22 protein-coding genes, 4 pseudogenes and 1 other annotated feature are annotated in these 22,326 nt (G+C 58.8%); of the genes and pseudogenes, 18 read left to right on the top strand and 8 right to left on the bottom strand.

From position 1 onward, the window contains the following. A pseudogene (locus IVB36_RS05935) lies at nt 1-90 on the top strand (IS5/IS1182 family transposase); the annotation flags it as partial. 122 nt (nt 91-212) lie between these two features. On the opposite strand, the gene IVB36_RS05940 reads toward IVB36_RS05935, so the two are convergent. Continuing rightward, nucleotides 213-779: a hypothetical protein gene (locus IVB36_RS05940; protein ID WP_247390873.1), complete on the bottom strand. Its 567-nt coding sequence runs from the start codon at nt 777-779 to the stop codon at nt 213-215. A gap of 173 nt (nt 780-952) precedes the next feature. Between IVB36_RS05940 and IVB36_RS05945 the strand changes: the two genes are divergently transcribed. The 4 genes from IVB36_RS05945 (at nt 953) to IVB36_RS05960 (ending at nt 5,170) form a co-directional block, all read left to right on the top strand. After that, nucleotides 953-2,149, top strand: coding sequence for a Fic/DOC family N-terminal domain-containing protein (locus IVB36_RS05945; RefSeq protein ID WP_247390875.1), 1,197 nt, complete (start codon nt 953-955; stop codon nt 2,147-2,149). Between the two features lie 160 nt (nt 2,150-2,309). After that, nucleotides 2,310-3,197 carry a DUF6035 family protein gene (locus IVB36_RS05950; protein WP_247390877.1) on the top strand — a complete coding sequence of 296 codons (888 nt, stop codon included), beginning with the start codon at nt 2,310-2,312 and terminating at the stop codon, nt 3,195-3,197. Further along, nucleotides 3,136-3,561 carry a hypothetical protein gene (locus IVB36_RS05955; protein ID WP_247390879.1) on the top strand — a complete coding sequence of 142 codons (426 nt, stop codon included), beginning with the start codon at nt 3,136-3,138 and terminating at the stop codon, nt 3,559-3,561. The genes IVB36_RS05950 and IVB36_RS05955 overlap by 62 nt, the downstream gene beginning before the upstream one ends. A gap of 127 nt (nt 3,562-3,688) precedes the next feature. Beyond that, nucleotides 3,689-5,170 (top strand): RES family NAD+ phosphorylase, encoded by a 1,482-nt coding sequence (locus IVB36_RS05960; protein ID WP_247390881.1) that lies wholly within the window; start codon nt 3,689-3,691, stop codon nt 5,168-5,170. Nucleotides 5,171-5,350: 180 nt separating this feature from the next. Here the strand turns inward: IVB36_RS05960 and IVB36_RS05965 are convergent, their stop codons facing one another. After that, a complete protein-coding gene (locus tag IVB36_RS05965) occupies nt 5,351-5,731 on the bottom strand; it encodes a hypothetical protein (protein WP_247390883.1) in 381 nt (126 codons plus the stop codon). A 296-nt stretch (nt 5,732-6,027) separates the two neighbouring features. On the opposite strand from IVB36_RS05965, the gene IVB36_RS05970 reads away from it, so the two are divergent. After that, nucleotides 6,028-6,291: a hypothetical protein gene (locus IVB36_RS05970; RefSeq protein ID WP_247390885.1), complete on the top strand. Its 264-nt coding sequence runs from the start codon at nt 6,028-6,030 to the stop codon at nt 6,289-6,291. A gap of 177 nt (nt 6,292-6,468) precedes the next feature. Here the strand turns inward: IVB36_RS05970 and IVB36_RS05975 are convergent, their stop codons facing one another. Continuing rightward, nucleotides 6,469-6,648, bottom strand: coding sequence for a hypothetical protein (locus IVB36_RS05975; RefSeq protein ID WP_247390887.1), 180 nt, complete (start codon nt 6,646-6,648; stop codon nt 6,469-6,471). 65 nt (nt 6,649-6,713) lie between these two features. Here IVB36_RS05975 and IVB36_RS05980 point away from each other — a divergent pair, with 65 nt between their 5' ends. From IVB36_RS05980 to IVB36_RS06000, 6 genes are all read left to right on the top strand, one after another. Next, nucleotides 6,714-7,067, top strand: coding sequence for a DUF6074 family protein (locus tag IVB36_RS05980; protein ID WP_247390889.1), 354 nt, complete (start codon nt 6,714-6,716; stop codon nt 7,065-7,067). A 507-nt stretch (nt 7,068-7,574) separates the two neighbouring features. Continuing rightward, nucleotides 7,575-7,706: a hypothetical protein gene (locus tag IVB36_RS40105; RefSeq protein ID WP_256465116.1), complete on the top strand. Its 132-nt coding sequence runs from the start codon at nt 7,575-7,577 to the stop codon at nt 7,704-7,706. A gap of 91 nt (nt 7,707-7,797) precedes the next feature. Beyond that, nucleotides 7,798-8,310, top strand: coding sequence for a hypothetical protein (locus IVB36_RS05985; RefSeq protein ID WP_247390891.1), 513 nt, complete (start codon nt 7,798-7,800; stop codon nt 8,308-8,310). 342 nt (nt 8,311-8,652) lie between these two features. Next, complete coding sequence (locus IVB36_RS05990; protein WP_247390894.1) at nt 8,653-9,591, top strand: hypothetical protein; 939 nt, start codon at nt 8,653-8,655, stop codon at nt 9,589-9,591. A gap of 805 nt (nt 9,592-10,396) precedes the next feature. Then, complete coding sequence (locus tag IVB36_RS05995) at nt 10,397-10,618, top strand: hypothetical protein (RefSeq protein ID WP_026232948.1); 222 nt, start codon at nt 10,397-10,399, stop codon at nt 10,616-10,618. Between the two features lie 19 nt (nt 10,619-10,637). Beyond that, entirely contained in the window at nt 10,638-11,060 is a 423-nt protein-coding gene (locus IVB36_RS06000; protein WP_247298775.1) for a hypothetical protein, read from the top strand. 815 nt (nt 11,061-11,875) lie between these two features. On the opposite strand, the gene IVB36_RS06005 is transcribed toward IVB36_RS06000, so the two are convergent. The 3 genes from IVB36_RS06005 to IVB36_RS06015 all read right to left on the bottom strand — a co-directional run bounded on the left by IVB36_RS06005 (nt 11,876) and on the right by IVB36_RS06015 (nt 12,896). After that, complete coding sequence (locus tag IVB36_RS06005; RefSeq protein ID WP_026232950.1) at nt 11,876-12,112, bottom strand: hypothetical protein; 237 nt, start codon at nt 12,110-12,112, stop codon at nt 11,876-11,878. 325 nt (nt 12,113-12,437) lie between these two features. After that, nucleotides 12,438-12,659 carry a hypothetical protein gene (locus IVB36_RS06010; protein ID WP_247390896.1) on the bottom strand — a complete coding sequence of 74 codons (222 nt, stop codon included), beginning with the start codon at nt 12,657-12,659 and terminating at the stop codon, nt 12,438-12,440. 3 nt (nt 12,660-12,662) lie between these two features. Further along, the gene (locus tag IVB36_RS06015; protein ID WP_026232951.1) at nt 12,663-12,896 is read right to left on the bottom strand and encodes a hypothetical protein; all 234 of its coding nucleotides are present in this window, start codon (nt 12,894-12,896) and stop codon (nt 12,663-12,665) included. 999 nt (nt 12,897-13,895) lie between these two features. Here IVB36_RS06015 and IVB36_RS06020 point away from each other — a divergent pair. Beyond that, nucleotides 13,896-14,096: pseudogene (locus tag IVB36_RS06020) on the top strand (DUF2285 domain-containing protein); the annotation flags it as partial. A 1,454-nt stretch (nt 14,097-15,550) separates the two neighbouring features. Here IVB36_RS06020 and IVB36_RS06025 read toward each other — a convergent pair. Beyond that, nucleotides 15,551-15,769, bottom strand: coding sequence for a hypothetical protein (locus IVB36_RS06025; RefSeq protein ID WP_157642942.1), 219 nt, complete (start codon nt 15,767-15,769; stop codon nt 15,551-15,553). Between the two features lie 85 nt (nt 15,770-15,854). On the opposite strand from IVB36_RS06025, the gene IVB36_RS06030 reads away from it, so the two are divergent. From IVB36_RS06030 to IVB36_RS06040, 3 genes and pseudogenes are all read left to right on the top strand, one after another. Beyond that, nucleotides 15,855-16,502, top strand: coding sequence for a hypothetical protein (locus IVB36_RS06030; protein WP_247390898.1), 648 nt, complete (start codon nt 15,855-15,857; stop codon nt 16,500-16,502). 173 nt (nt 16,503-16,675) lie between these two features. Then, a complete protein-coding gene (locus tag IVB36_RS06035; RefSeq protein ID WP_247390902.1) occupies nt 16,676-16,828 on the top strand; it encodes a rubredoxin in 153 nt (50 codons plus the stop codon). Nucleotides 16,829-16,892: 64 nt separating this feature from the next. Beyond that, nucleotides 16,893-17,485 (top strand): annotated as a pseudogene (locus IVB36_RS06040) (FMN-binding negative transcriptional regulator). 132 nt (nt 17,486-17,617) lie between these two features. Here IVB36_RS06040 and IVB36_RS06045 read toward each other — a convergent pair. Next, entirely contained in the window at nt 17,618-18,340 is a 723-nt protein-coding gene (locus IVB36_RS06045) for a transglycosylase domain-containing protein (protein ID WP_247390900.1), read from the bottom strand. 817 nt (nt 18,341-19,157) lie between these two features. Between IVB36_RS06045 and IVB36_RS06050 the strand changes: the two are divergent. Both IVB36_RS06050 and metC read left to right on the top strand, forming a co-directional pair. Then, nucleotides 19,158-19,566, top strand: a pseudogene (locus tag IVB36_RS06050) (IS3 family transposase); the annotation flags it as partial. After that, nucleotides 19,439-19,554, top strand: a sequence feature (AL1L pseudoknot). (Overlaps the previous pseudogene by 116 nt.) Nucleotides 19,567-19,929: 363 nt before the next feature. Then, the gene (gene metC, locus IVB36_RS06055; protein ID WP_247289243.1) at nt 19,930-21,276 is read left to right on the top strand and encodes a cystathionine beta-lyase; all 1,347 of its coding nucleotides are present in this window, start codon (nt 19,930-19,932) and stop codon (nt 21,274-21,276) included. Nucleotides 21,277-22,326: the final 1,050 nt, after the last annotated feature.

A 22,326-nucleotide genomic window follows, 5' to 3' on the forward strand; every position in this document is an offset into this window, starting at 1 on the left:
AGGCGTGTTGCTACTCGCTACGACAAACTTGCCAGAAACTTCTTGGCCGCCGTCCACCTCGCCGCTCTCGTCGCTTATTGGATCAATTGAGTCTGAACCCTAACACGGCAAGGCTAATCGCCCTAAGGCGCATTCAATGTAAAAGGCTCATCCGAGTCACAAGGAAACCGGCGCCGCTTTTTTGAAACGGCGCCGGTTTCTTTGTCAAAGGTCTAGTGAGCGGCGGCACCTTGCTTGATCGCAGAGGCGAAGTCTTCGACAACACGAACAAATAGATCGGGATCACGCAGTGCGTTCTTGAGCTCCTCAGTCCAATCCGGATTCGACTCGGTCCACTTGATCAGCGCGGTCGCCTTGACGCCGCGATGCTTGATCAGGAAGTTGGAGATCTTTACCGACACCGCGCCCGCGACAAACGCGGCTCTAGCCGGTGCGGCGCGCGCCAGAAGAATGAAAGCCCGCGAGAAGCTCGCGAGATCGTCCTCTTCCGCGAGTTTGGTGAGGAGGTCCAGTACAGGACCGGAAGGGGTCGTGTAGGCTGCCGAGCCCTGGGATGCGATCGCCTCGGCAATGCGGTGCAGTGTTTCTGGGGGCATGCTCTTAATTCCTTCGTCAAGGCCGGCGAGCGCTTTTGCTTTTGCCCTGCGATCGGCGGCGAGGTTTCTGATGTCGTTTGCGTCTTGTTCGGTGGGCACCCACACACGGACTTCCTGCCAGCCTTCAGCCAGGCGAACGTCGCGCTGGCGTCTTACTCGCCTGACTACCGTAGGATCGGCCACGAAATGTCTCCGTACTGTCTTTACGCCATATACCGTAACGACAGTACGGGAAAGAGGTTCCTTGGTGGAACCTAAGAACGTTAGATGGGGCCCACCATCAGTCGCTTTATTGAAGTATAGATAAACAACCTTTATTATGGTGTCGGACTTGGCTCTTCTGCGAAAGGTTTCTCTTGAACCGCGATAATCTCACTCACGCCGTTCGGGAACGATTGCAGCGGCTTCCGGCGCCCTATGCGGCGCATTACGGCGTGGTTCCGCTGCCCCCGCCTGAGGACGGGGTTGCCGCGGGGTCGGTCCTTGCCCGGCTCAGGGCGGCGGATGCAGCCTTGGTGCGCGTCGAGACGCTCGCGGCCGAACTAAAGGACCCGTATCTGATCAGCCGCATCTTGCCACGGCGGGAAGCTGTCAGCAGCTCGGCGATCGAAGGCACCAACAGCACGCTTGACGAATTGCTGTCCGGTGAAGAAAGCGAAGATTCCCAGCAGGGCGAGGCGGTAGTTCAGGTGCGTGCCTACGCGCTCGCGCTCGATGACTTCCTGCCGCGGGCCAGACAAGAGAAACTGGAAATCTTCACAAGCGGTTTGGTGCAGGATCTGCATCGCGCCGTCATGCGCGGCGACGCAGAATACAAGGACAAGCCCGGCGATCTTCGCCAGGTTGTGGTCTGGATCGGCGGCAGGGGCGATATTGCTTACTCGACCTACAATCCGACGCCGCCGTCTGACATTGCCGCGTGTCTTGAGGACACGATGAAGTACATGCGCTGCGAGGGCATGCAGGCGATGTACCAGAGCTTCATTGTGCGAATGGCGGTTGCGCATGCACATTTTGAGGCAGTCCACCCGTTTCGTGATGGCAATGGCCGCGTCGGCCGTCTCCTCCTGCCGTTGATGATGGCGGCGGAAGGCATGATGCCGATTTATCTGTCACCGTACATTGAAGCCCACAAGGCGGCTTATTATGAATCGCTCAAAGCGGCTCAGCAGCGCCTCGATTGGCATGAAGCGGTCGGATTCATGGCAGACGCAATTGTCGGCACCACGGATGAGCTGCTGAAGACGCGCGACGCTTTGTCTGCACTTGGCGATCTATGGCGAAAGCGGCGCAAATTTCGCCAGGGCTCAGCGAGCCTGCGAGCACTCGATGTTCTGCCGCACTATCCGGTGCTGACCGTCAAGCGTCTGGCCTCGCTTCTCAGCATTACGGTGCCTGCAGCCTCGCAAGCGGTAGAGCAACTGGTCGAGAATAAAATCTTGAACGAGCGTACCGGCTATGCGCGCAACCGCGTCTTCGCCGCGCCCGACGCGCTGTCGATCATTAACCGACCCTTCAGCGAAGAACCCATTCTTCCCGGTGCGGACACCTGACGGCCGGTATGCCGGGCTGACAATCGGTGAAGCCGCGAATTGCGTCTTCGCCCCGCCGCCGGTCATGCCGTCGGCGGGACTTCCAGACACAGGCGATTTTCCATAGCACGCGATCCCGCAAATGCTCAATGATCACGCCGGACGAAGGGAGATTCGGTAGATGGTCGAGGCGATTCTCCGAAGGACACTCAAAAGAGTGGTTGACCTTGCATCGATGCACAGCATCACGAGTGATGCGCTCATAGCGATGAGCAAGGACGATTATCAGGTTCTCCGTCGCGCGGCGACGCGCGCGCGGCTCGACAGGAAAGCGCGTTTCGTCTGCGCGAAATGCGAACATGCCGTCTATGCTCCGCGCGAAGGCCGGACCGGCCAGCCTTACTGGAAACACCACCCGGGTGCCCCACAGCTTTGTCCCTGGTGGACGGGGACGCCGGCCAGCGTCGATATCGTTAGCGCGCAGCAATTTGACGGAGCGCAGGAAAGCCCGCTGCATGCTAAAATCAAACATATCGTCGGTGAGTTATTGACCAACGATCCGCGCACGACCGCAGGAAGCGTCGTTGTCGATGAGTATCTCATCCTAGAGAATGGACGGCGGCGGCCGGACGTACGCGCGATCTATGATCGCATGCCACTCGTCGTGGAGGTTCAACTTGCAACCACGCAAATCCCCATCATCGTGCAACGCGAAGATTTCTATGAGAGCGCGTCCATTCGCCTGATTTGGCTCACCTGGAATCTTGAGCCACGCACGAGCGGCCGATTACTCAGTTCGTTTGAGGACATTTTCTACTCCCACGACAAGAACCTGTTCTCAATTGACGATGAAACGATAGCCCTCTCCAGACAGCGGCGAGAAGTAAGCTTGCGCGCGTTCTGGCTGGATGTAGACGCATGGCGCTGGAAATTGGTCACGATTTCCGACCTCAATTGTATCGAGGGAGGGCGCGCAAACGCGGTCCCGTCGAGGCCGCCTTGGCATCATGACTTTCTGTCGCGCTGGCGCGGCGCGCTCGCAAGGAGGTACGAAGTGGAAAGAGCGTGAGATCCTGTTTGGCGAACTCGTCGCCAAAGTGGCGATTCCGGGGAGCGACGTCAACGAGCTGCACGCGCTCGATGTGGATGCATTGATCAACTGCTTACTTTCCCTGGTCGACGGTCGGCCAGTCGGATCGCGGCAGCAGAATCTTGTCGAGGTGCTGAACTCCTTCCTCAATGTCGAGCGACGACAGCGCTATGTGCGCCTCATTCGGACCTTCGCCCGACTGACCAACAGGGACGCTCTCTTTGAAATCGAGAGTGTTCGCAACAAGATCGTCAAAGCTCGCACAGTGGTGCAAGACGATCGCCAAAGCGTGTCGGGAAAGATCGCGCTGGCCTTGTTCCCGGCGATATTCTCTTCAGCTTGACGCAATGCCAGCAGCGTATCTCAGCGCTTGACGTATTCTGTAGCGCAATCAAGTGAGTCGAGGATTACGGACGGGGCCAGATTGCCTGTGGGGGCAGCGGCTTGGTAGGAGACGATGGAGCAACAAGGTGGAAAATATCGTGCATTCCGTAGATAGTGACGACCTCGAAGCGAAGCGCATATGCTACGCCTGCATTGGCGAGCAGTATCTAAGCGATGAAGTTCGCGCAAAGGGCAAACGCGCCAAGTGCAGCTATTGCGACAAGGCGCGTCGTACCTTCAGCCTTGACAAGATGGCCGCACGTGTGGCGACCGCGTTCGAGCAGCACTACTATCGAACGTCAGATCAACCAAACGACTACGAATATATGCTCCAGCGCGACAAGGAGCTGAGCTACGAATGGAATCGACATGGCGATGATGTCGTGTACGCCATTCAAAACGCCGCCGAAATCCCTGAAGACGCGGCCCAGGACGTCCAGTCAATCCTGGAGGAGGAACATAGCGATTTCGACAGCGCGGCCATGGGTGAAGAGACGGAGTTCGCGCGCGACAGTTACTATCAAGAGAAAAAGGTCAGCGATGATGCTTGGCGCGAGGAATGGTATCGGTTCGAGAATTCACTCAAGACCGAGGCGCGTTTCTTCAGTCGCACCGCAGCTACGCATCTGGCGGCCATCTTCGACGGCGTGGATGCTTTGCGGACGCGGCAGGGGCAGCGTCTGGTCGTAGATGCGGGGCCCGGAACGCCCTTCCATACACTCTCTCGTGCCCGGGTCTTCCAGTCCGAGGACAAACTCGAGGTGGCGATGTGTCGGCCCGACCTCCAGCTCGGGTCGCCGCCAGCGCTGGTGGCTGCGGCAGGTCGCATGAATGCGCGGGGCATTTCTGTGTTCTACGGCGCCAACGATCCCAAGGCCGCCATCGCCGAGGTGCGGCCTCCGGTTGGAAGCAAGGTTGCCGTGGCGCAATTCGAGATTATCCGAAAACTCCGGCTGCTCGATCTGACGGCGCTCAAGAATGTCCAGATGCGCGGAAGCATCTTTGACGTCGATTTTGCGCGCCGGCTGGAACGAGCGCAATTTCTGAAATCTCTGAGCAACCGTATCACCCAACCGGTCATGCCCGACGATGAGCCTTTCGAGTATCTGGCAACGCAGGCCATCGCCGATTTTCTCGCAACGGAATCCTCGGTGCCCATTGATGGCATTATCTTCCCGTCGGTTCAGGTCGCGGGAGACGTGCTCAACGTCGTCCTATTCCACAAGGCTGCGCGCGTCGAGGCGATGGAAATTCCGAGCGGGACCGAGATCAGAGCCAGGACGGGGCAAAGTACCGCGGAGGGGTGGGAAGTCGATTACTCGGTATTCGAGGAGGTGCCGCCGCGGCCAAAGGTTGATGAAGAAAAGGAAAAATCGCCAGGATGGCCCGACTTCGATGCCATGCCGGCGTTGGCGGGAGAACGGGTCGATTCCGATCTGCGGGAGCCAAGCCTTCGCGTCATGCCGGACAGCGTCAGCGTGCACCATGTGGAGGGCGTCGTCTTCAAGACAGACGAGTATCAGGTGCGTCGTTCCCGCTGGGAGAAGGACGATCGATCGCCGTTCTAAATTTACACCCGGTCACGAGAAGGTGTGTGACGGCGGCGGCGACTAATGGCGCTGACGCATGAGGCGCTTTCGCCGGCCACAAGCAGTGGCACGAAAATTCCTACGACGACCGCGAACGTATCGATGAGAACAGCGGCCCGAATTGGGATGCGCCAGCGCTTGCCTGCAAGGGAATAGCTTTCATTCTTCCTTTGGCGACCACGGATCAGGCAGGCTGACAATGTCGGCGAACCGCTTTCCGTCCCGAAACATCCACTTGTCGTCGTCCGCCTCAAATCGGTTGATCTCTCGTAGCTCGTCCGCCAGAGGGTGGTCCGCCCAAGGATGAACTGCGAGTACCGGCTGCCATTTCTCCTCTCTCAGCTTCGACAATCCTGTCTCAGGTAACAATAGAACTGCGCTCACATGCGTGTTCCGCGGACCGTTAGGCCCATGCCAAAATCCATTCTTTGCGCGAGTGATATGAGCCGAGCCACCGTTGAACTGCACGATCTCGTCGCCAAAGACGGCGTCTCCGTAACGCATCCGAGTAATCAGCTCGGCGCAGTCATCCGCCGGCATTCGAGGCCGCGGTGAAACGAAAGCACCGTCACTTGCATTCTCCTTCGTCTCTCTACACTCGAAATCAACCGGTAAAGCGCCCGGAATGACCGCCGCAAATCACATCGGTGCGCGATTTCGCACCCGCCCATTCGATGTAGTCGTTTCATCAATAATCCGTCGGACCGGAATAAACCTCGCATCAACGACATAACTTCGGTGCTTTAGTATTGGATTTTGGGCACGTTGACGAACGCTCTGAGTGTCGCGAATGATTGCGGTCATGGACGAAACTGAAGCCTAGGAGAACTCTCCCAATGCGCCGCGAATTGCCGCCCCAGTTGTCGACCTCCCATCGTTCTCGCCCCGGCGACATGACGCTCCCGGACGTCGTCAAACTTTACAACCTGTCCCTGAACGTGCCCGTCGACCGCTTTTGCGAAGTCGCTGGAATTGGGACAACCAGATTTTATGAGCTAGTGAAGGACGGCGTGATCCGCGTTCGAAAGAACGGACGCCACACGACTGCTCCTGTGGAAGATTTGTTCCAGCTTCTGCGCGGCGATCAAGCCGCCGCCTAACCTTCCACTTCGGCGCGCGCGGTTCCGTCCCGCGTCAGCGCCGGCGCCGACCCGGCGGACGTACCCGGGCGGCGCTAGCGGCGGCGCGCTGCGGTCTCTGAACCTTTCCCCAGCGCGCCGCCCTTCATCCAGCAGACCGGGAGTTGACCGATGAAGCGCCGACGCAAGGCAGTTCCTTCAGCGCACATTTACGCGTTCCCGTCGGCCCGCCACCGTCGGATCGTCGCTTTCATAGCCGCCGAAATGCGCAAGCGACCGTCGGCTGACGACGCTGAGAAATATCTGATCGAGCACCTTGACATCGAGTCGGGCCGGCTCGCTGGGCTGGGCGTCACCGATGCCGAAACCGAACAGCATTGCCACGCTTTCGCGAAGGCCGCTTGGCAGACCGTCTTCGCAGATCGTCGGACTTGGGGGGCAGCATGACTGAACGGGCCGTGTCGCGCGCCGTGCGCAACGCCCGGCGCGAAGTGGCGCCGGCCCAGGAAGGCGATCCCCGGCTTCATGTCCGCATCGCCGAGCCAAAGGCGAAGGTCTTACTTTTGCCCAACCGCTTCCGGGACGCCGCTTACATCAAGCGCCACGTCGAATTCGTTCTGACGCGACCTGCCGAGCAAGGCGAGCAGCATGTTCGGCGAAATCTAAACGCGATCCGCCGGACACTGGATGAAATAGGCGTTGATCATTTCACCATCGACGCGGAAGTCCGGCGCATCGAAGCAAAGGTCCGCGCCGAACTGTGGCGGCAGGTTCTGACGCCGGGCGGTGACCAATGAGCACCGCTGCCGCACGCTGGCTTACCGGGCCGGTGGCCCGCCTAGAGCAGGCCGGGGCGCTGGCGGCTGAACAGTGGCCCGAACCGCCGCCTTCGATCGTGATCACGTCCGCGGCCGGCCGGCGGGCCTTCCAAGGTTGCTTTGAGCAAGCCGAAGGGTTCGAAGGGCAGCCGCTCTATCGCACGATTTGCCGATGCCAACGGGACGGTCCCACCCCGACGCGGCCTGGCTCAACCTGCTCAAGCCCGATCGTCTCCGCATCGCACTCGCCGCGGTCCGGGGGATACCGAACGTTGGGGAGGCAAGCGGGCTAGGCAACGACTGGAAGGGGACCTGACAGCGCGAATTGTCGCAGCGGAACGATACGGAGCCCAGTGCGCCAGAGCTATCGAAGTCTCCGGTGTCGAAGCCGCGAAGGACGCAGCACACATAGAAGCAAGGAAAATCCATTCTTTGCTGTATAGAAGTCGCCAGCACGCGCTGCTTACCGTCTCAGGAATGTTGATCTTGGCGCGCGGCATGATGCTGTTCGAGGAAGTGCAGAAGAGCAACTATTGCGGCGGCGAACAGGGGCGAGGTCTGCTTCTGGGCCGCGAGTTCGCAAGTGCGGTCCTTCGCGTCGCCGGAATTGCGGCATAACATCGTCGAATGGGGCGGCGGCTTCCGCCGCCGTCCTCCGGGGCATCTTTACGAAAAAGGTCCAACGATGGGCGAGCGAAGGCGAAGACGAATGATGATGGCATACCATGAAGCGGCCCACGCAGTGCTGGCTCGCCGTCAAGGGCTAGCATGCGCGGAAATACGTATGTCAGGATCGGTCGGAGCCCTAACGGCTTCGGCGTCTTATGAGAGTGGAGAAGCAGTAGAAGCGAAGATTGCGGGGTACGAGATCGATGCCGCTGTAGCATTAGCAGGACCAGTCGCGAACGTTCGGTTCTCAGGGCGTCCCAGCTCGTTTTCTGACGGCGCCGAAAGCGACTTGCAGATTGCACAAGCGGCGGCCGGTTCTATTGCTCTACTGAAATCTGGCCAGTCGTTGCCCGGCGCTGGGAACGAGGAGCTTGAACTTCCCCGGGACGTCCTTCGGCAGGCGAACGACATACTGGCCGTCATCTTGCAGAATTGTGAAGAGTTGGTCGACGAGCACTGGGCCGAGATTGATCGTGTAGCGAAAGTCCTAATGCACCGCGATCTGATCACGGCCAGTGAACTTGACCAGCTTATAGCCGAAACACCCAGCTGAATTGCATGTACCAAGCTGACCGCTCTGAACGCGTCAAGCTTTGGCGAAGGTCGCTCTAGCGATCCTTCCGGAACGCTGCCGGTTTCATTATCCAAGCGCTCGACGGCCGGGCCCGCGTTTACGACTTCCGATACAACGATATGGCGCTGTCCTTGCGTCGGCAGATCGACAATCCAGCGCACACCAGAAAACTCGAAATTAGGTTCCAGGGCGAGCGGATGTTGTTTGCGGAGTGGACCGACGATGGCTTTACCAAACGGTCATATAGGTCGGGTGTTGGGAAGCGCGGCTACGTCGGTACGAACGAGTACCCGCGCTGGCCGGGCGGGTCAAAGCAGCGACATGAAGCGCGACCTACCATACTGGCCGGCGGCGCTGCGGCTGGGTCAAGCCGCGAGCTATTTCGGACTGTCGGTCCACATGTTGAAGGCCGTCTGTCCGATCAAGCCGATCGAGTTCACGCAATCAAGCGGCGGCAATCGGTATCTGCGAGCTCGGGCCAAAACCATGCCTGACCGAGGTCGCGTTCACTTCGATCTAGGTAATCGTCAGGCGACGTTCTATCCCGAAGTGGCGTCTGATATCGATGTCGTGGTTCGCTTGCTCTACTTGGTGGAGGTCATCAGCGCGAAGCCGACGACCGCCAAGATCGCGACCGGGGCAACCACGACGATCAGTTTCAGGAAGAACGTCCCGGCTATGTCGATCGCCGGGGAGAACTGTTTACCGGCGGTCGGGGAAATCCAGCCGATGACGATGCGGATCGCTAGAAGGAGGATCGCGCCGGCGAGAGCCAGGATCAAAATGATTGCCAATAGCAGCCCCCCTGCAACACTCCGGAGGCGGCCGGGTTTGGCACCGACGGACACTACACTCGTGATTGCCGCGAGGAATTCCCCCGCGGTGCTTCCTAGCGGCGCGCCGCGGTGGCGCTTTTCCGCGTCCCTGATCTGGCGCGCCTCGTGGAATTCTTGGCGGGAGATACCGACGCCGGGCCGCTGTCAGCTTGCTAGCGTTCCGGGTGGTAACTCTAGGCAGATTATCTCCAAGACGCGCAACTTCACCCCGCGCTTGCGCTGCGTCATATTCGTCGGCAGGCCGCCGCTTTGCCCGCGCCTCGATATTAAGCGCATCGCCTTGCGCGCGGTAGGCGGCGCAGATCGGTTCGTCGTGGGCCTTCTTCGCCTTCGCAAGCCGCGCTTGAAGCTTCGCTGCAGTATAGGCAACGACAGCACGGTCGCGGGCGTCGAGTTCATCGACCGCCTCAACCTGCGCAGCTGACATGGTCGGCGCCTTCCGTTGCTTGCCGTGGCGGCCGGTTCGTTGTTCAACTGGTAACTGCTTTCCAGTTGATCGACGGGCTTTCGCTACGGTTGGGTGACTGACGCCGATTTCCGCCGCGATAGCGCGGTCAAACTTCTCCTGGTTAGCAGCGATCGCTTCCGCCGTGCGCTGCGCGGCAGGGAGGTACGGCGCGCGGCGCAGAACTCCGTTGAGCCGCCCTCACAGGCCATGATCGCCGCCCGCAAAGTTTGATGGAGCGACGGCTCTCAAAGAATGGAGATGGCTGTTGGCTGCACTGCAACGCGTGACGGCGCGCGCGACTAGGATGCAAAAGGACAGGTCCGCGCTCCTATCGCTTGCCAAGGGGGTCTGATATTTTGTCGCGTGCCGATCTTTTTGATCCATATTTTTCGAAGACGCTGCAAATTCGATCGTGCCCCGGTGGGAAGTTTTATTCATGCAAAGTGATTTAAGCTACGCCGAGCGTAACGCGGCGAGTACCGCTGAGGTCGAAGAGTTCGCAGCCGAGCCCCTCGCGACCGGCAGACCCGTAGCTGCAAACGATAACATTGAGGACGGGCCGTGGCTGCTCGTTCCATTTCCTGACGATTGGTGCGCGACGTGTTGAAACATAGTCCAAGAACCTAGCCCCTTGGCGCGGGTAGCGTCGCGACGGTAGAATGTTCGTAGACGACCGCTGACTAACAAGAAGGCACAATGAAATTTGCCGAGAGCAGGAACACTATTGATCGCAGCGAGGTTTGTTCTTCATCAGAGGCTAGGCGTTGCGGAGTTCTCTTCCATGGCTACCCAGATTGTAATGGACAGCACAGGCGACAGCAGACATTTTTTTGAGCAAGACGACCCCAAGGGGCTCGCCGAGGCCGAGCGGCGCTTCAAGATGTTTACCGGCCGGGGATTTACCGCTGCCACTCGCACCCCGGCCGGCGATCTCAAGCTGATACGGACATTTGATGCAACAGCGGAGGAAACGCTGTTCTATCCGCACTTAGTCGGCGGTTAGAACCGTCGTAGCACCGAAGATGTTTTTGTTCGGACGCAACGTCGCGCAGGGCGCGCGTTTGCGCGCCCTGCGTGCGCTTTATCGGAGCTTCAACGAGCAAAATGGCCCGGAAGCGCGTGCACGCCGTCTTTTGCGGGAATGGTTATCTCCAGAACAGCGCGCGCAATTTGATGTCAATGGCTTTTTTGAAGTCACTGGTTCTCTTACCGGCCGTCGATACCGAATTCATCAGGGCACCATGAGCAATGTTTTGGAGCTGGATGAAAAATTGGAGCCTAAGGTGGGATGGTGCTTCCTCCCCGAACGGGCATTGGCAGTTGGCGATGTGATGCTAGCCCAGAAGATCGCACTCGAAACCGACGAAGCCGCGGTTCTCGCGATCGCCAAGTCGTTTTCTCCGAGACTCCCGTTTGTACCCCGAGCGGTGCGGCGCGCTCCCTAGATCTGATCATGGGCGGGGCCGCCGCTTGTGGCGGCGACCCCTAGCCGCGAAGCCGCCGGACGCGAGACGAGGACGACTTCGCGACTGCATCAGCATCGGCGCCGCCGGCGGCAGGCGCAAGGACGTCTGTGCGTTAGTGTTACTTGGGCTGCTTGACGGCGCACCTGATGGCTTCGCAGATGGCGACCGCGAGGCGATCGCTTCAACCTTTTGTAGCGTTCGTGCGAACTCAGACCGCAGATGTTGGACGTGCGCGACGTCCCTCGGCTCTGACAGAAACGCGATCTTCACGAGGAAGCGGTTCAACAGCGACGCTATTCCAAGATTTTCGGAATGTTGCGAACGCAGTACGGTGAGTTGCCGACGCATCTCGACGAGATCAAGCGGTTCGTGGTCCGGCTGCTTTTCCAAACGAAACCGCCTGCAATCAAACGAAGCGCCGCGTCGAATATGGTGGTGCGACGACTTCGCCTTGGGTGGAGCCAGACGGGCAATGTCCGGCGCTCAGAAGGTAACGCTTCGCAGCGATGCTGCAATCGAGTTGCAAAATTAAGCTTGATGCAGCGAGATCAGGTTAATTCTGGAACAGCCGTGCTGCCGATCTATAGCTCCCGTCCCGTCGCCGGGTGGCTGCGGTTCTTCACCTTGATCCAGTGCTTCTGCCGGCCGCCACGGTGAGGCCGATCGCGATGCTTGGATACCAGCCCCTCAACACCCATGCGATAGCGGCCCGGAATAGCTCAGGGCTGATCTCGCCGCGATCGGGAATGCAGCGTCTCAATCACGGGAGCCGTATTTCGTAAGCCGAGCTGGCCTTACTCCCAGCCGCGCCGGCCTATTGGTCCTTCTGCCGAATGCTCGCGGTGGAGGCGGGCCATCTCGCGATTGGGCCGCTTCATGAAGGCGCGCTCGACGCAAACGCCGGCTGTGATTGAAGCGGTCAGTGCAAGGGCGCAGGCGAGGTAGCTATTCATGAAATCCCACAAAATGTTGCTGCCCGCGACTACAAGAAAAGTGAGTGCCATGACAGTATCGCGAAATGCCCGAACCATGTTGCCCTCAACTGATTGGCGAGGCTTCACTTAGCATTGCAACCATGACGATCAGCGGCGTCGATGGGGTATCCGGCGCTGTCTTTCTGCACGGAGTGCGCGCTCGCTGAACCAACCGGCCAGCAGGACCGCAAAAGCGGCAATCTCGCCGGCGGCCGCCCATCGGATCAGCGAAGCCCGGTCGTCTGCTGGCATCGCCGCGAGCGCATCAAGTTCGGCGCCCTTGTCCAGCGATGTACCGGCGAGGCGGTCTAGATCGGGGCCTGGCGCCTTGGCGAAGTCGGCGCAAGCGGCAGCCCGATAGGCATCGCCGACGGCGAACCGCCTACTGTTGTGGATCGCCGATGTCGAACGCGCCTAAACGGTAATCTTCGCCCAACGATTGCTCAGTCGTTGGCCCCACAATCAAAGTGAACGTCGCGTTGGGATAGCGCGTCCACACTTCGATGTCGTCTGACGTAACGGTTAGATGGCCGAAGAAACATTTGTAACGGCCGGGCTCTGTCATGCGGCCGATCTTCTCCCAATTGATCTTGTTAACGCGCACGCCCTAGCTCCACTCGTTTTCGGGGAGCGAGCCGGGCGGCGGTTTGAGTTCTTCTAGGCCGGCTTCGATAGTTGTTATTTCGTCTTGGACGGCCTGAACAGCGTTCGCGGGATCGATGCCGGAGACAGCGTGTAGTTCGCCCAGCATCTTGCGCCGATGCGCGAGCAGGTCCGTCAAGGCACGTCGGTCCCGCACCTTCACGTAGCCGGCGACGATCATTTCCATGGCTGTTGACACTGCGTTGCCTCCACTGCGCCTTTGAGTTATCGTGGCCGGCTAAGCTCCAACAGACCGGCTTCCGTCATACGATATTCGACGCCTTTGCCCGTTGAGCGTCGCTCCATCCATCCGTTTCGTAAAAGAGCGAGCGTCGTTCCGGGGCTGTCGGGAAGCTTTAACGAAGACACCCAATCGCGGTCACGAAGACGATCGAGAAATTGCCGGTGATAGTGCTTAAAAAGCGACCTGCGCTTTTCTTGCCGACGGCTGTCTCGCAGTATCGTTTCAGGCGGGAGTTCGGTTTCCATGCGGTTTGTTGCCATCGCATGGTTTACGATCACTTAACGACCGGGAACAGCCGGCAATCTTTTCTAAATGGTTCATGGTTGTTGTTTTGCGGCATGGGAGGACGCATCTGCTTGGTTCGTGCCCACTGTCAGGCGAAGCTATGCTCGCCTGGTCCATCGAGGTTGAATTGCATCCGCTTGTAGCCGATAGCATCAAGTCGACCGATGACCAGCCCGACCGTTACGGCGCGCAGGCGCCGCGGTCCCAGCTGGGCGCGTGTTTGGCGTCGGTGCCGGCCCATCCCAAGCCTGCATGTTGGGCTGGCCGGATCAATAACCAGTGTGCAACATGACCGGGCTGTCGAGTGCCGGCAGTCCTACGGCCCCGCGCTGCGGTAGGTGCGGACCCCGAAACGCGGGGGCGATTTGGCTATCCTGTCCAACTTCCCTAGCGGCTTGGAAGCGGCCGCGGGCTGCATGGAATGTCGCAGCGGCGCTGCCTCGGTACTCGCCCGGCGCGCTTCACAAGAACGCCGGATGACCAGCCCTACCGCGGGCCGAATTGGGAACGCCGGCGCGCATACCGATCACGTCAACCCGGATCGCGCGGCAAATAAATCAGCCACATTTCGCAGCGGCCTTAGTCCCGTGCCGGCGCCCACCCGGGCGACACAAAGACCGAGAATGGTCCCGGCGCTGCAACCAATGATCGGAAGGAAGCACATGTTTCTATGATGAACAGCACCGCATCACCTATCTACGCATGCTTGATGCCGATGCGGAAGGCGCTGACTGGCGCGAGGTATCGCGGATCATCTTGCGCATTGACCCGGAACGTGAGCCAGCGCGCGCTCGGCCCGCGTTCGAAAGCCATCTTGAGCGCGCGAAATGGGTCGCTGACAGTGGGTACCGTCGGTTGCTGCGGCAAGGATGGCCTTCGGCTGCTGAAAGGGCTAGGTCACGACAATGGCCGGCGGGCATCGCTGCCGCCGGCCATCGCTTTGCGCTACCTGTGGCTGGGGGGCTGATCGGCAGCGCTGATGGTAAGCCTGCCGAACCCCGATTAACAACCCGTTAACCAATTCGGGCAGGCTCTGGCTATTTCGCGGGCAACAACGCGGCGGTGTGCTGGGACCTGCGTTGAACCAGTTCAATGCTTTCGCAGCGGTATTGCCACATCCACGACCACGCCTCCGCCGTCTCTGGTGAACGCCTGACACCCGATTCTGGCATCGATGAGCCGCCGCCTGCAGTTTTTTCGGATCGACACCCGTGACCGCGCTTCCTGCCGTCGCGGCGAGGGCAAACCAATCATTTGACGGGAAGCCGCTCGCGTTACAAACTTTGGATCGCAGATTAAGACCCTGTCCGGCTTCTTGAAAAAGACACTGCCGCCGGAGGCCGAGAAGTGATCGAAATGCGTGTTTCCCGCTCGATGATCCGAGCCGTTATCTCCCTGCATTCCGGCGTCTCGGCGGACCGCTCGCCGGCAATCGCGGCTGTGAGCCGGCATTCCGAGAAAATCATAGCCGTGAAGATCACCGCATTTATGCCAACGAGAAGCCCGAGGCCCATGCCAAACAGACGGTGCACGTCTAATCTCTTGGGCTCACTAACTTTGTATCCGAAGCCGCGCCGACTATTCGCATCTTCTCTATCGGCGCCTCCGTTGTATCGGCAATCTCATACGTTTTATTGCTGCCGGAATATAGAAATACGACGGCTCCCGTCACGTCGGGCAGGTGCAAGAAGTAAGCGGCTTTTTCGACCGCGCTACGTCGAAGGAAGCGCCTCGGAAGGGACTTCCCTGAGGAGGAAACCTTCAACTCAACGATTACCTTCTCCGTAGAGCTCACTCCCGTTGATCGCTCGACGACGATATCAGCCTCTCTATCAGAGAACAGTTGGCTCTGTTTGACCCTAACACCTGGCACGCCGCGCAGCGCACTGACGAGATAGCCCGCAATAGTGCCCACCGTACGAAGATAATGCGGTCTCAATTGATCGCGAGAAGCCAAAGGGTCATCTGTATGTCCTTGAGCAAATCTGAGAAGGGCGCTCGTAACTAAGTCAAACAGCGGTGTGCCTGCCGGGTCGTCGGGGTGGCGGCAGGCGCTCGTGGATCCGCCGCAGTGTCAAAAGGAAGTTTCCGTCGATCTGATCGCAAAAGAACGATGGCGAAGACCGTGACAGATACGATTGCCATCAGGCCTTCGTCCTCGTCGAAATCGAGAGCGTAGTCGTGCGTGGAATGGGTTGCGCCATTCGGTCCGGTAACGCGCAAATTGATCCAACACTTTCTTTCGAAGTAGATCAGCCTGACCGAGGAACTCCTCGATTTTGTGGCGCGACGGGTCCTTGCCAGCGAGCACTCGGTAAGCTTCCTTAACCCTCAAAAGCTTGATTGCAGCGAAAGACAACATCGGTGAATAGTGTTTGGTCTGGCTCGGATTGTCCTCGCTTGTAGTGCTTGATGGCGGCATCAATATGCGCCATCACCGCCTTTAGGCCGATTTTATAGGGGCCTGCAGGCAGATCTTTGATTTTCTGATCGAGAATTTCTGAAGGTCCATCGAGGCACTTCCTCTTACCAAGCGATGGCATCTTCGTTGCAATTCTGGTCGTGCTGGCGTGTCGGCTAACGCTCGGGGAGGAAGGTTTCCGTGCTTGGGGGTGGCGTATCCCGTTCTTGCTGTCCGCACTTCTCGTCGTGTTTTCGATCAATCTTCGTCTCAAGCTGAGCGAGTCGCCGGTTTTCGAACAGATGCGCCAGGCCGGCAAGGTCTCGCGCGCGCCGGTTCGCGAAAGTTTCGGCACGAGACAAGGATTTGGTTATGCGCTGTATGCTCTCTTCGGCGCGACGGCGGGTCTGGGATGCGTGTGGTACACCGGGCAATTCTACGCGCTGTATTTCCTGCAGAGCGTTCTCAAGGTGGATTTCCTGACGGCGAATGTCTGCGTCGCCATTGCCCTAGCCATCGGTACGCCCCTGGTGGTCGTGAGCGGGGCCTTGTCAGACGGCATCGGACGTCGTCCGCTGATCGTCACCGGACTTCTGCTCGCCGCCGCGCTCTACATTCACGTCTACATGGGCGTTGCAAGCGCCACGGCTGCGCACAACTACGTGGCCGTCACCGCGCTATTCCTGGCGCAACTCGTCTTGGTAGTGCTGGTGTATGGGCCGAATGCCGCGTTTCTCGTCGAGCTCTTTCCGGCGCGATACCTCGCTGTCGCTTCCGTATCCCATCGGCACTGGCATACTCGGCGGCTTCGTTCCGCTGATCAGCCTCTCGCTCGTCAGCTACACCGGCAACCGGCAACATCTACCCCGGCCTGATCTATCCCATCGCGATCGCACCAGCAAAAATGCAGTTACAAGTTGGATAGGCCAGACTCGCCCTAAGTCGACCTCATGAACCCTGCCCGACGAATATGGAAGCTGTCATGAGCAACGAAAGTGCTCACGTGAACACCGAGATCGCGTCCGACGCGCCTCTCTACAAGACCTCGATGTGTGCGTTGTGCGGGCTCATTTACAACGAGCGAGACGGATGGCCTGAAGAGGGCTTTCCGCCCGGCGCCCGCTGGGAGGACGTGCCCGCAGATTGGATCTGCCCCGACCGGCGTGCTGGCAAAAGTGAATTCGAGATGACCGAGGTCTGAACCAAACCGTTGATGCTGCGCGACCCTATGCTGCACGGCGTCCCACAATGCCAAAGGAGTTATCATGTACGTCCCTCCGCACTTCGTTGAGGCTCGCGCCGAGGTACTTCACCATCTCATTGAAAAAAATCCGCTCGGCATCCTCTTTACCAACGGGAAGAGTGGGTTTGACGCGAATCACATTCCCTTCGAGCTGCATGCGCACGAGGGTCAGCAGGGCGTGCTTCATTCGCATGTCGCTCGTACCAGCCCTATTTGTCAGGATCTCGTCACCGGCGATGAGGTTCTGATCGATTTCCGCGCCGCGGATGCCTACATCGCGCCAAACTGGTATCCGAGCAAGGTCGAGTCCAAGAAGCAGGTCCCGTCCTGGAACTACATGGTTGCGCATGTGTACGGACGTGTCACGATCCGCGATGATGAGCGTATGTCCGCGGCATGGTCGCGCGCCTGACGCGCATTCATGAGGCGAAACAGGCCGATCCTTGGAAGATGACCGACAGCCCCAAGGACTACATCGGCGAGATGCTCAAGATGATCGTCGGCGTCGAGATCGAGGTCACACGCCTCATAGGCAAGTCGAAGCTCAGCCAGAACAAAGAGGTCCGAGATATTGTCGGCGCCGGCTATGCCCTAAAGGCACAGGGAACAATGTGATGGGCGAGGCAATGCTGGCCGCAGCCGTCAACACGGAGCAGGCTTCATAGCCAGTCAATCAGCTGTGCTACCCTCCACTCGTTGGCAGCAGTGGCAATCATCTTCCGCGAGATCACGCTCACCTCGATCGCCTCAATTCGGCGATGCGTCCTGATCCATGAAGATCAGGCGTGCCGGATGTTGCTTTGCCGCGAACAGCTGATCATTGGTGATGAGCCCGGTCTCGAGGAGGGTGTCCAGAACCAGGTTTGCACGCTCACGCGCATTCGGAAGAGCTACATGCGAAGATAGATCTAGTGGCGCATTTATCAGGCCGGCAAGCAAGGCTGCTTCGCCAAGTTCGATATCCTGAACCTGCTTCTGGAAATAGCTCTGCGCAGCTTTACTGACGCCGAAGATGCCGCCTCCGATCTGCACACGGTTTAGGTAGATCTTCAGGATTTCATCCTTGCTGAGCCGCCATTCGAGCCAAATTGCGACAAGCGCCTCCTGAATCCTGACCTCCAAATTTGGTTGATCTGAGGGGAATAGAATTCTCGCAACCTGCTGGGTAATGGACGATCGCACGGCCTGTGTGCCCGGGGCGGCATGCAATGAGAGCGCGATCGCGGTAAGGTCAAAGCCGAAATGGCTATAGAAGCGGCGATCCCCGGTTGCCAATGTCGCCTTGACTAGGACGTCCGGAAGCTCCTTCACTGAAATCGAGCTGTAGGTCGCGCAAGCGCTGGTCAGACCCGTGCGACATTCCGGCAGACAGAGTGTGGGATCGTCGCCCTGGCTCCAATCCTGATCGCCTGTTTTCTGAAAAACGGGGTTTGCCACGATCATTAACACTATGAGGCTGATGAGCCCCAATGTTAAGGCTTCCGAAAGCGGATCGATGATCGTACAGCGCAAGGATCGGGGAACAAGCCTTGCACCGCGCATAATCGACGAGCCACGCGTGGCTCCAGCCATCATACGATCTGGGATTGGGGTTCTTCTTCGCGGTATCATCTGACTCACTTGCGTTTCAAATTGTTTTGAACTTAGCGCGTCGAAACGCGTGCTGCCTGCGGCACGCCGCTCCGTTCGGACGTCCCCGCCAGACAAAGCATCTGTCGTAGTTCTGGAGCCGCGACACGCCGCAGCACAACGTAAGAACTCGCGCATCAGCTGCACCTTGCCGAGGGTGCCGGCAGCGAATTCTGCAGGTGAGAGGTGAGCCCGTGTGAATTTGTTTAGCCCTCGCGGGCTATTGTCGAGCGCTTCTGGTCCGCAAGATCTGCTTCTGGTTGCCAGCACGCGGGTTGCTCGAGCGAGTTGCGCGACGGCGGATGACTGCTGCAACTCTCTGCGGAGTGGGCCATAGCCATATGCAGCCGCGCGCGCTCTCGTCGGATGCGAAAGCGCCGAGTACGGACGCCGTAGCCAGCCCCACCGGCGGCGACAATCGAAAGGACAATAAGAGCTGCCACCATCATCTCAAGCACGCCTCGCAGATCCTCAATGTCCCGCGCCTGCACCTTGAGGCCGGAATGTGTCTCGGGTTCGGAGAATCGAACCGGTAGTTAGTACAACTTGACGCTAGGTACGATTCAAGTGGTGTTAAGGTCCAGCTCTCGATTCAGTCAGGTATCGGTTTGAACCGCCCGGGTTTGTCGGACGCTCCAACTCCTGAGAGGATGGAGCCATGACGAGCAAGACGACGGACAAATTGTCACCCGAGGTCCGAACCCGAGCGGTTCGGATGGTTCTGGATCTCTCCGGCGAGCATCCTTCGCGCCGGGCGGCGGTGAGATCGCTTGCGGCAAAGATCGGCGGCGCACCGCAAACGCTTCGTGACTAGGTCAAGAAGGCGAGATCGACAGCGGGCAGCGGACCGGCGTTCCGACTGAGATGGCCGAGAAGCTGAAGGCCCCGACGGGAGAACCGCGAGCTCCGGCAGGCTAACGAAATCCTACGGAACGCAAGCGCCTATTTTGCGATGGCGGAGCTCGACCGCGGGTCCAAGCCATGATCGCCTCTTGATGATCCATCGTGGGCGCATGGGGGTGAGCCGATCTGCAAGGTCCTGCCGATGCGCCCCCTCGACCTACCACGCCGATGCGGCCAAGCGGCGCGATCCAGCCAAGCGGCTGAAAAAACAACGCCAACGCGCGAGTTCATAACAAGTGCAATTGTCAACCCACATCAAGATCGTCCCGATTTAACCGATTTGGCGAGGAGCCCACATGCAGCGTCTTTTGTCCGACAAGAAAGTCGCCTGGTGCCGAGTCATTCGATCAGTCCTGGTTAATCCGCCTGCAGCCCGCACCCCGCGCGTCTGGCCCAACCTTTGCTGTAGTGATGGACCCACTGTAGATCTGCATGAAGCTGACCACCGACTTTCAGGAGCGCGGTCCGGCACGGTCTCGCTGTGCGGTTGACCGCGCTTTCGGTGCGGGAGGAGAGCTGCTCTAAAATTGGGATATGATGACGAAGAGGGCGTCGATGCAGAGTTCTCGAGTGGTCGCGCCGGAGACGAGTTGCACGTTGTGGGCATTCGCTGCGCATTAAGCGGCGCGATCCCAGATAGGAGAAGTATGGATCGGATCCCTTCGGGTAAAGGCTTGCCAGAGCCCAACACGAAATTGTCTCATCTCGGTCGCGCGCCGGCTGAACACGCCGGGATGGTCAATGTGCCTGTCTATCGAGGTTCCACGATCGTTTCGGAAAGCCTCGAAGAGTGGGATAGGCGCAAGCAGAATCCAGTGACGAACTACGGACGATTCGGCTCACCGCTGTCTCGCGCTCTCGAGGCTGCCATTTGTGAACTGGAAGGCGGGTATCGTTCGATCTTGTTCCCTTCGGGGCTCTCTGCGTGCTCCCACGCGCTTCTCGGGATCCTGAAGGCCGGGGATCATGTTTTGATCTGCGATAACGTCTATGAACCGGTCAGGATATTCGCGAACGAGGTTCTAACTAGATTTAAGGTCAAAGTGGAGTACTTCCATCCCACACAACCTTCGGATCTACTCGCGAAGATTGGAGCAAAAACGCGAGCTGTGTACCTGGAGTCCCCGGGGTCACTGACGTTTGAGGTACAGGATCTTCCCGCGCTGTGCGCGATCGCGCATCATTCGGGTGCGCTCGTGCTCATGGACAACACTTGGGCGACGCCGCTCTATTTCAAACCCTTTCTCCATGGCGTCGACATTTCGATCCATGCCGCGACCAAGTATATCGTTGGTCATTCCGACGCCCTTCTGGGCATTGCTACTGCTAACAAGGAAGCGTGGCCGCTCCTGCAGCCAAGCGCTCATCATTTCGGGGAGATCGCTGGGCCAGATGACATCTATTTAGCTCTTCGTGGACTGCGGACACTAGCCGTTCGCATGAGGCAGCATTGCGAAAATGGCATCAAGCTGGCTCAAAGCCTGGAAGACCACCCGGCAGTGGGCCGGGTTCTACACCCTGCGCTCCCAAACGATCCCGGCCACAATATTTGGAAGCGGGATTTCTTGGGTGCAAGTGGCCTGTTCGGCGTCGTTCTGAAGGCTATGCCTAAGGCCCAGCTTTCGGTTTTCTTCCAGAAACTGCGCCTTTTTGGAATCGGATTGTCGTGGGGTGGGTACGAAAGCCTTGCGCTGCCTGTCGATGATCCTCCACGAACGGAAGCTAAGGTTTCATTTGATGGACCGTTGATTCGTATTCACGCCGGCATCGAGAGGCCGAGTGATCTCATTGCGGACATGCATCAGGCGCTGCAAGCCGCCTGCGAACACTCCGTGAGCGACGCTGCTTACCAGGATGAGAGCAGAGACGGGTGATTTCAAGGGCAGTATTGATGGTGCGAGGAGGCCGATAAGAGCGACGCTTGGGGGCGCTATCGCAACCATGCGTACGGCTTCTGTCTGTCAATGTGCGTGAGCACAACGCCCATGTGTGCGGTCGGTTGGATCTCATTTAAGCCGCAGGCCATTGCCGTATTCGGATGATTCGCTTGCCCAAACATGTCCGGGTGCTTTTCAACACGAGCGCTTGGCAATAGGCGACCGCGCAACCGGGAATCTCCGGCTTTCCGTTCGGTTACGGCGCGACCGCAAACGGGTATATCGCAGCGGATGCATGCCATTTCTGCGACTAATTGCCTCTGTGCCCTATGACGCGGGCGCCGGGTCTACTAGCTCGGCTGGCCCCCGGAGCAGAGGCGCGGAGGCTGACCCAAGGCGTAAACGATCCTTCGCGTACTTGCCGATGCGACATACATTCTTCAGCTAGCACCAACAAGGTTGTCTCTCTTGCGACGAATGTCCGAATTGTAGCAGTGAACGTGGCGCCCAGTTCTCCAACACTCCTGCTTGCGGCAGTGCTCCTGCCGCCTCAGCTGGGACGACATTTGCTGGACGCTTCAGGTCCGCCTCCTCCGGAAGAGGCGCATGCACAATGTTCTCTATCGAGCAGCTACCCGATCTCAGCCAACTCGATTGCAGCTCGTGACGAGAAGTATGACTGTCGCGTTCGGTCGAGCACTTCGAAGCAAGATGAGGCCGAAGTGGCGCAGGGCCCTGCCCAAATCGATCCACTCAAAAGACGCAGCACCGGATTGCCTAAGTCGGTGGCGGGAGGCACCAAATGGACCTATTTTGCTTCATCGAATGCGCAAAACAGAGTCGATCTCCCGAGGTGTTGTTCGATCTGCTTGTGAGCTGCTCGGTAAGCGCGAATTTCCCGGCACCTTTTGCTTTTGAGTGCTCTGATGCATGAGGTGTCCACCAAATTAGGTGGACACCTTGTGATGGCAGACGATGATCAGAAACTGCGGGTCAGGCTTGTTGGTCGGAACGGTCGCCGGCGCTACGAGGCGGCATCGAAGGAGC

The organism is Bradyrhizobium sp. 35, from assembly GCF_023073215.1.
GTDB lineage: Bacteria > Pseudomonadota > Alphaproteobacteria > Rhizobiales > Xanthobacteraceae > Bradyrhizobium > Bradyrhizobium canariense_D.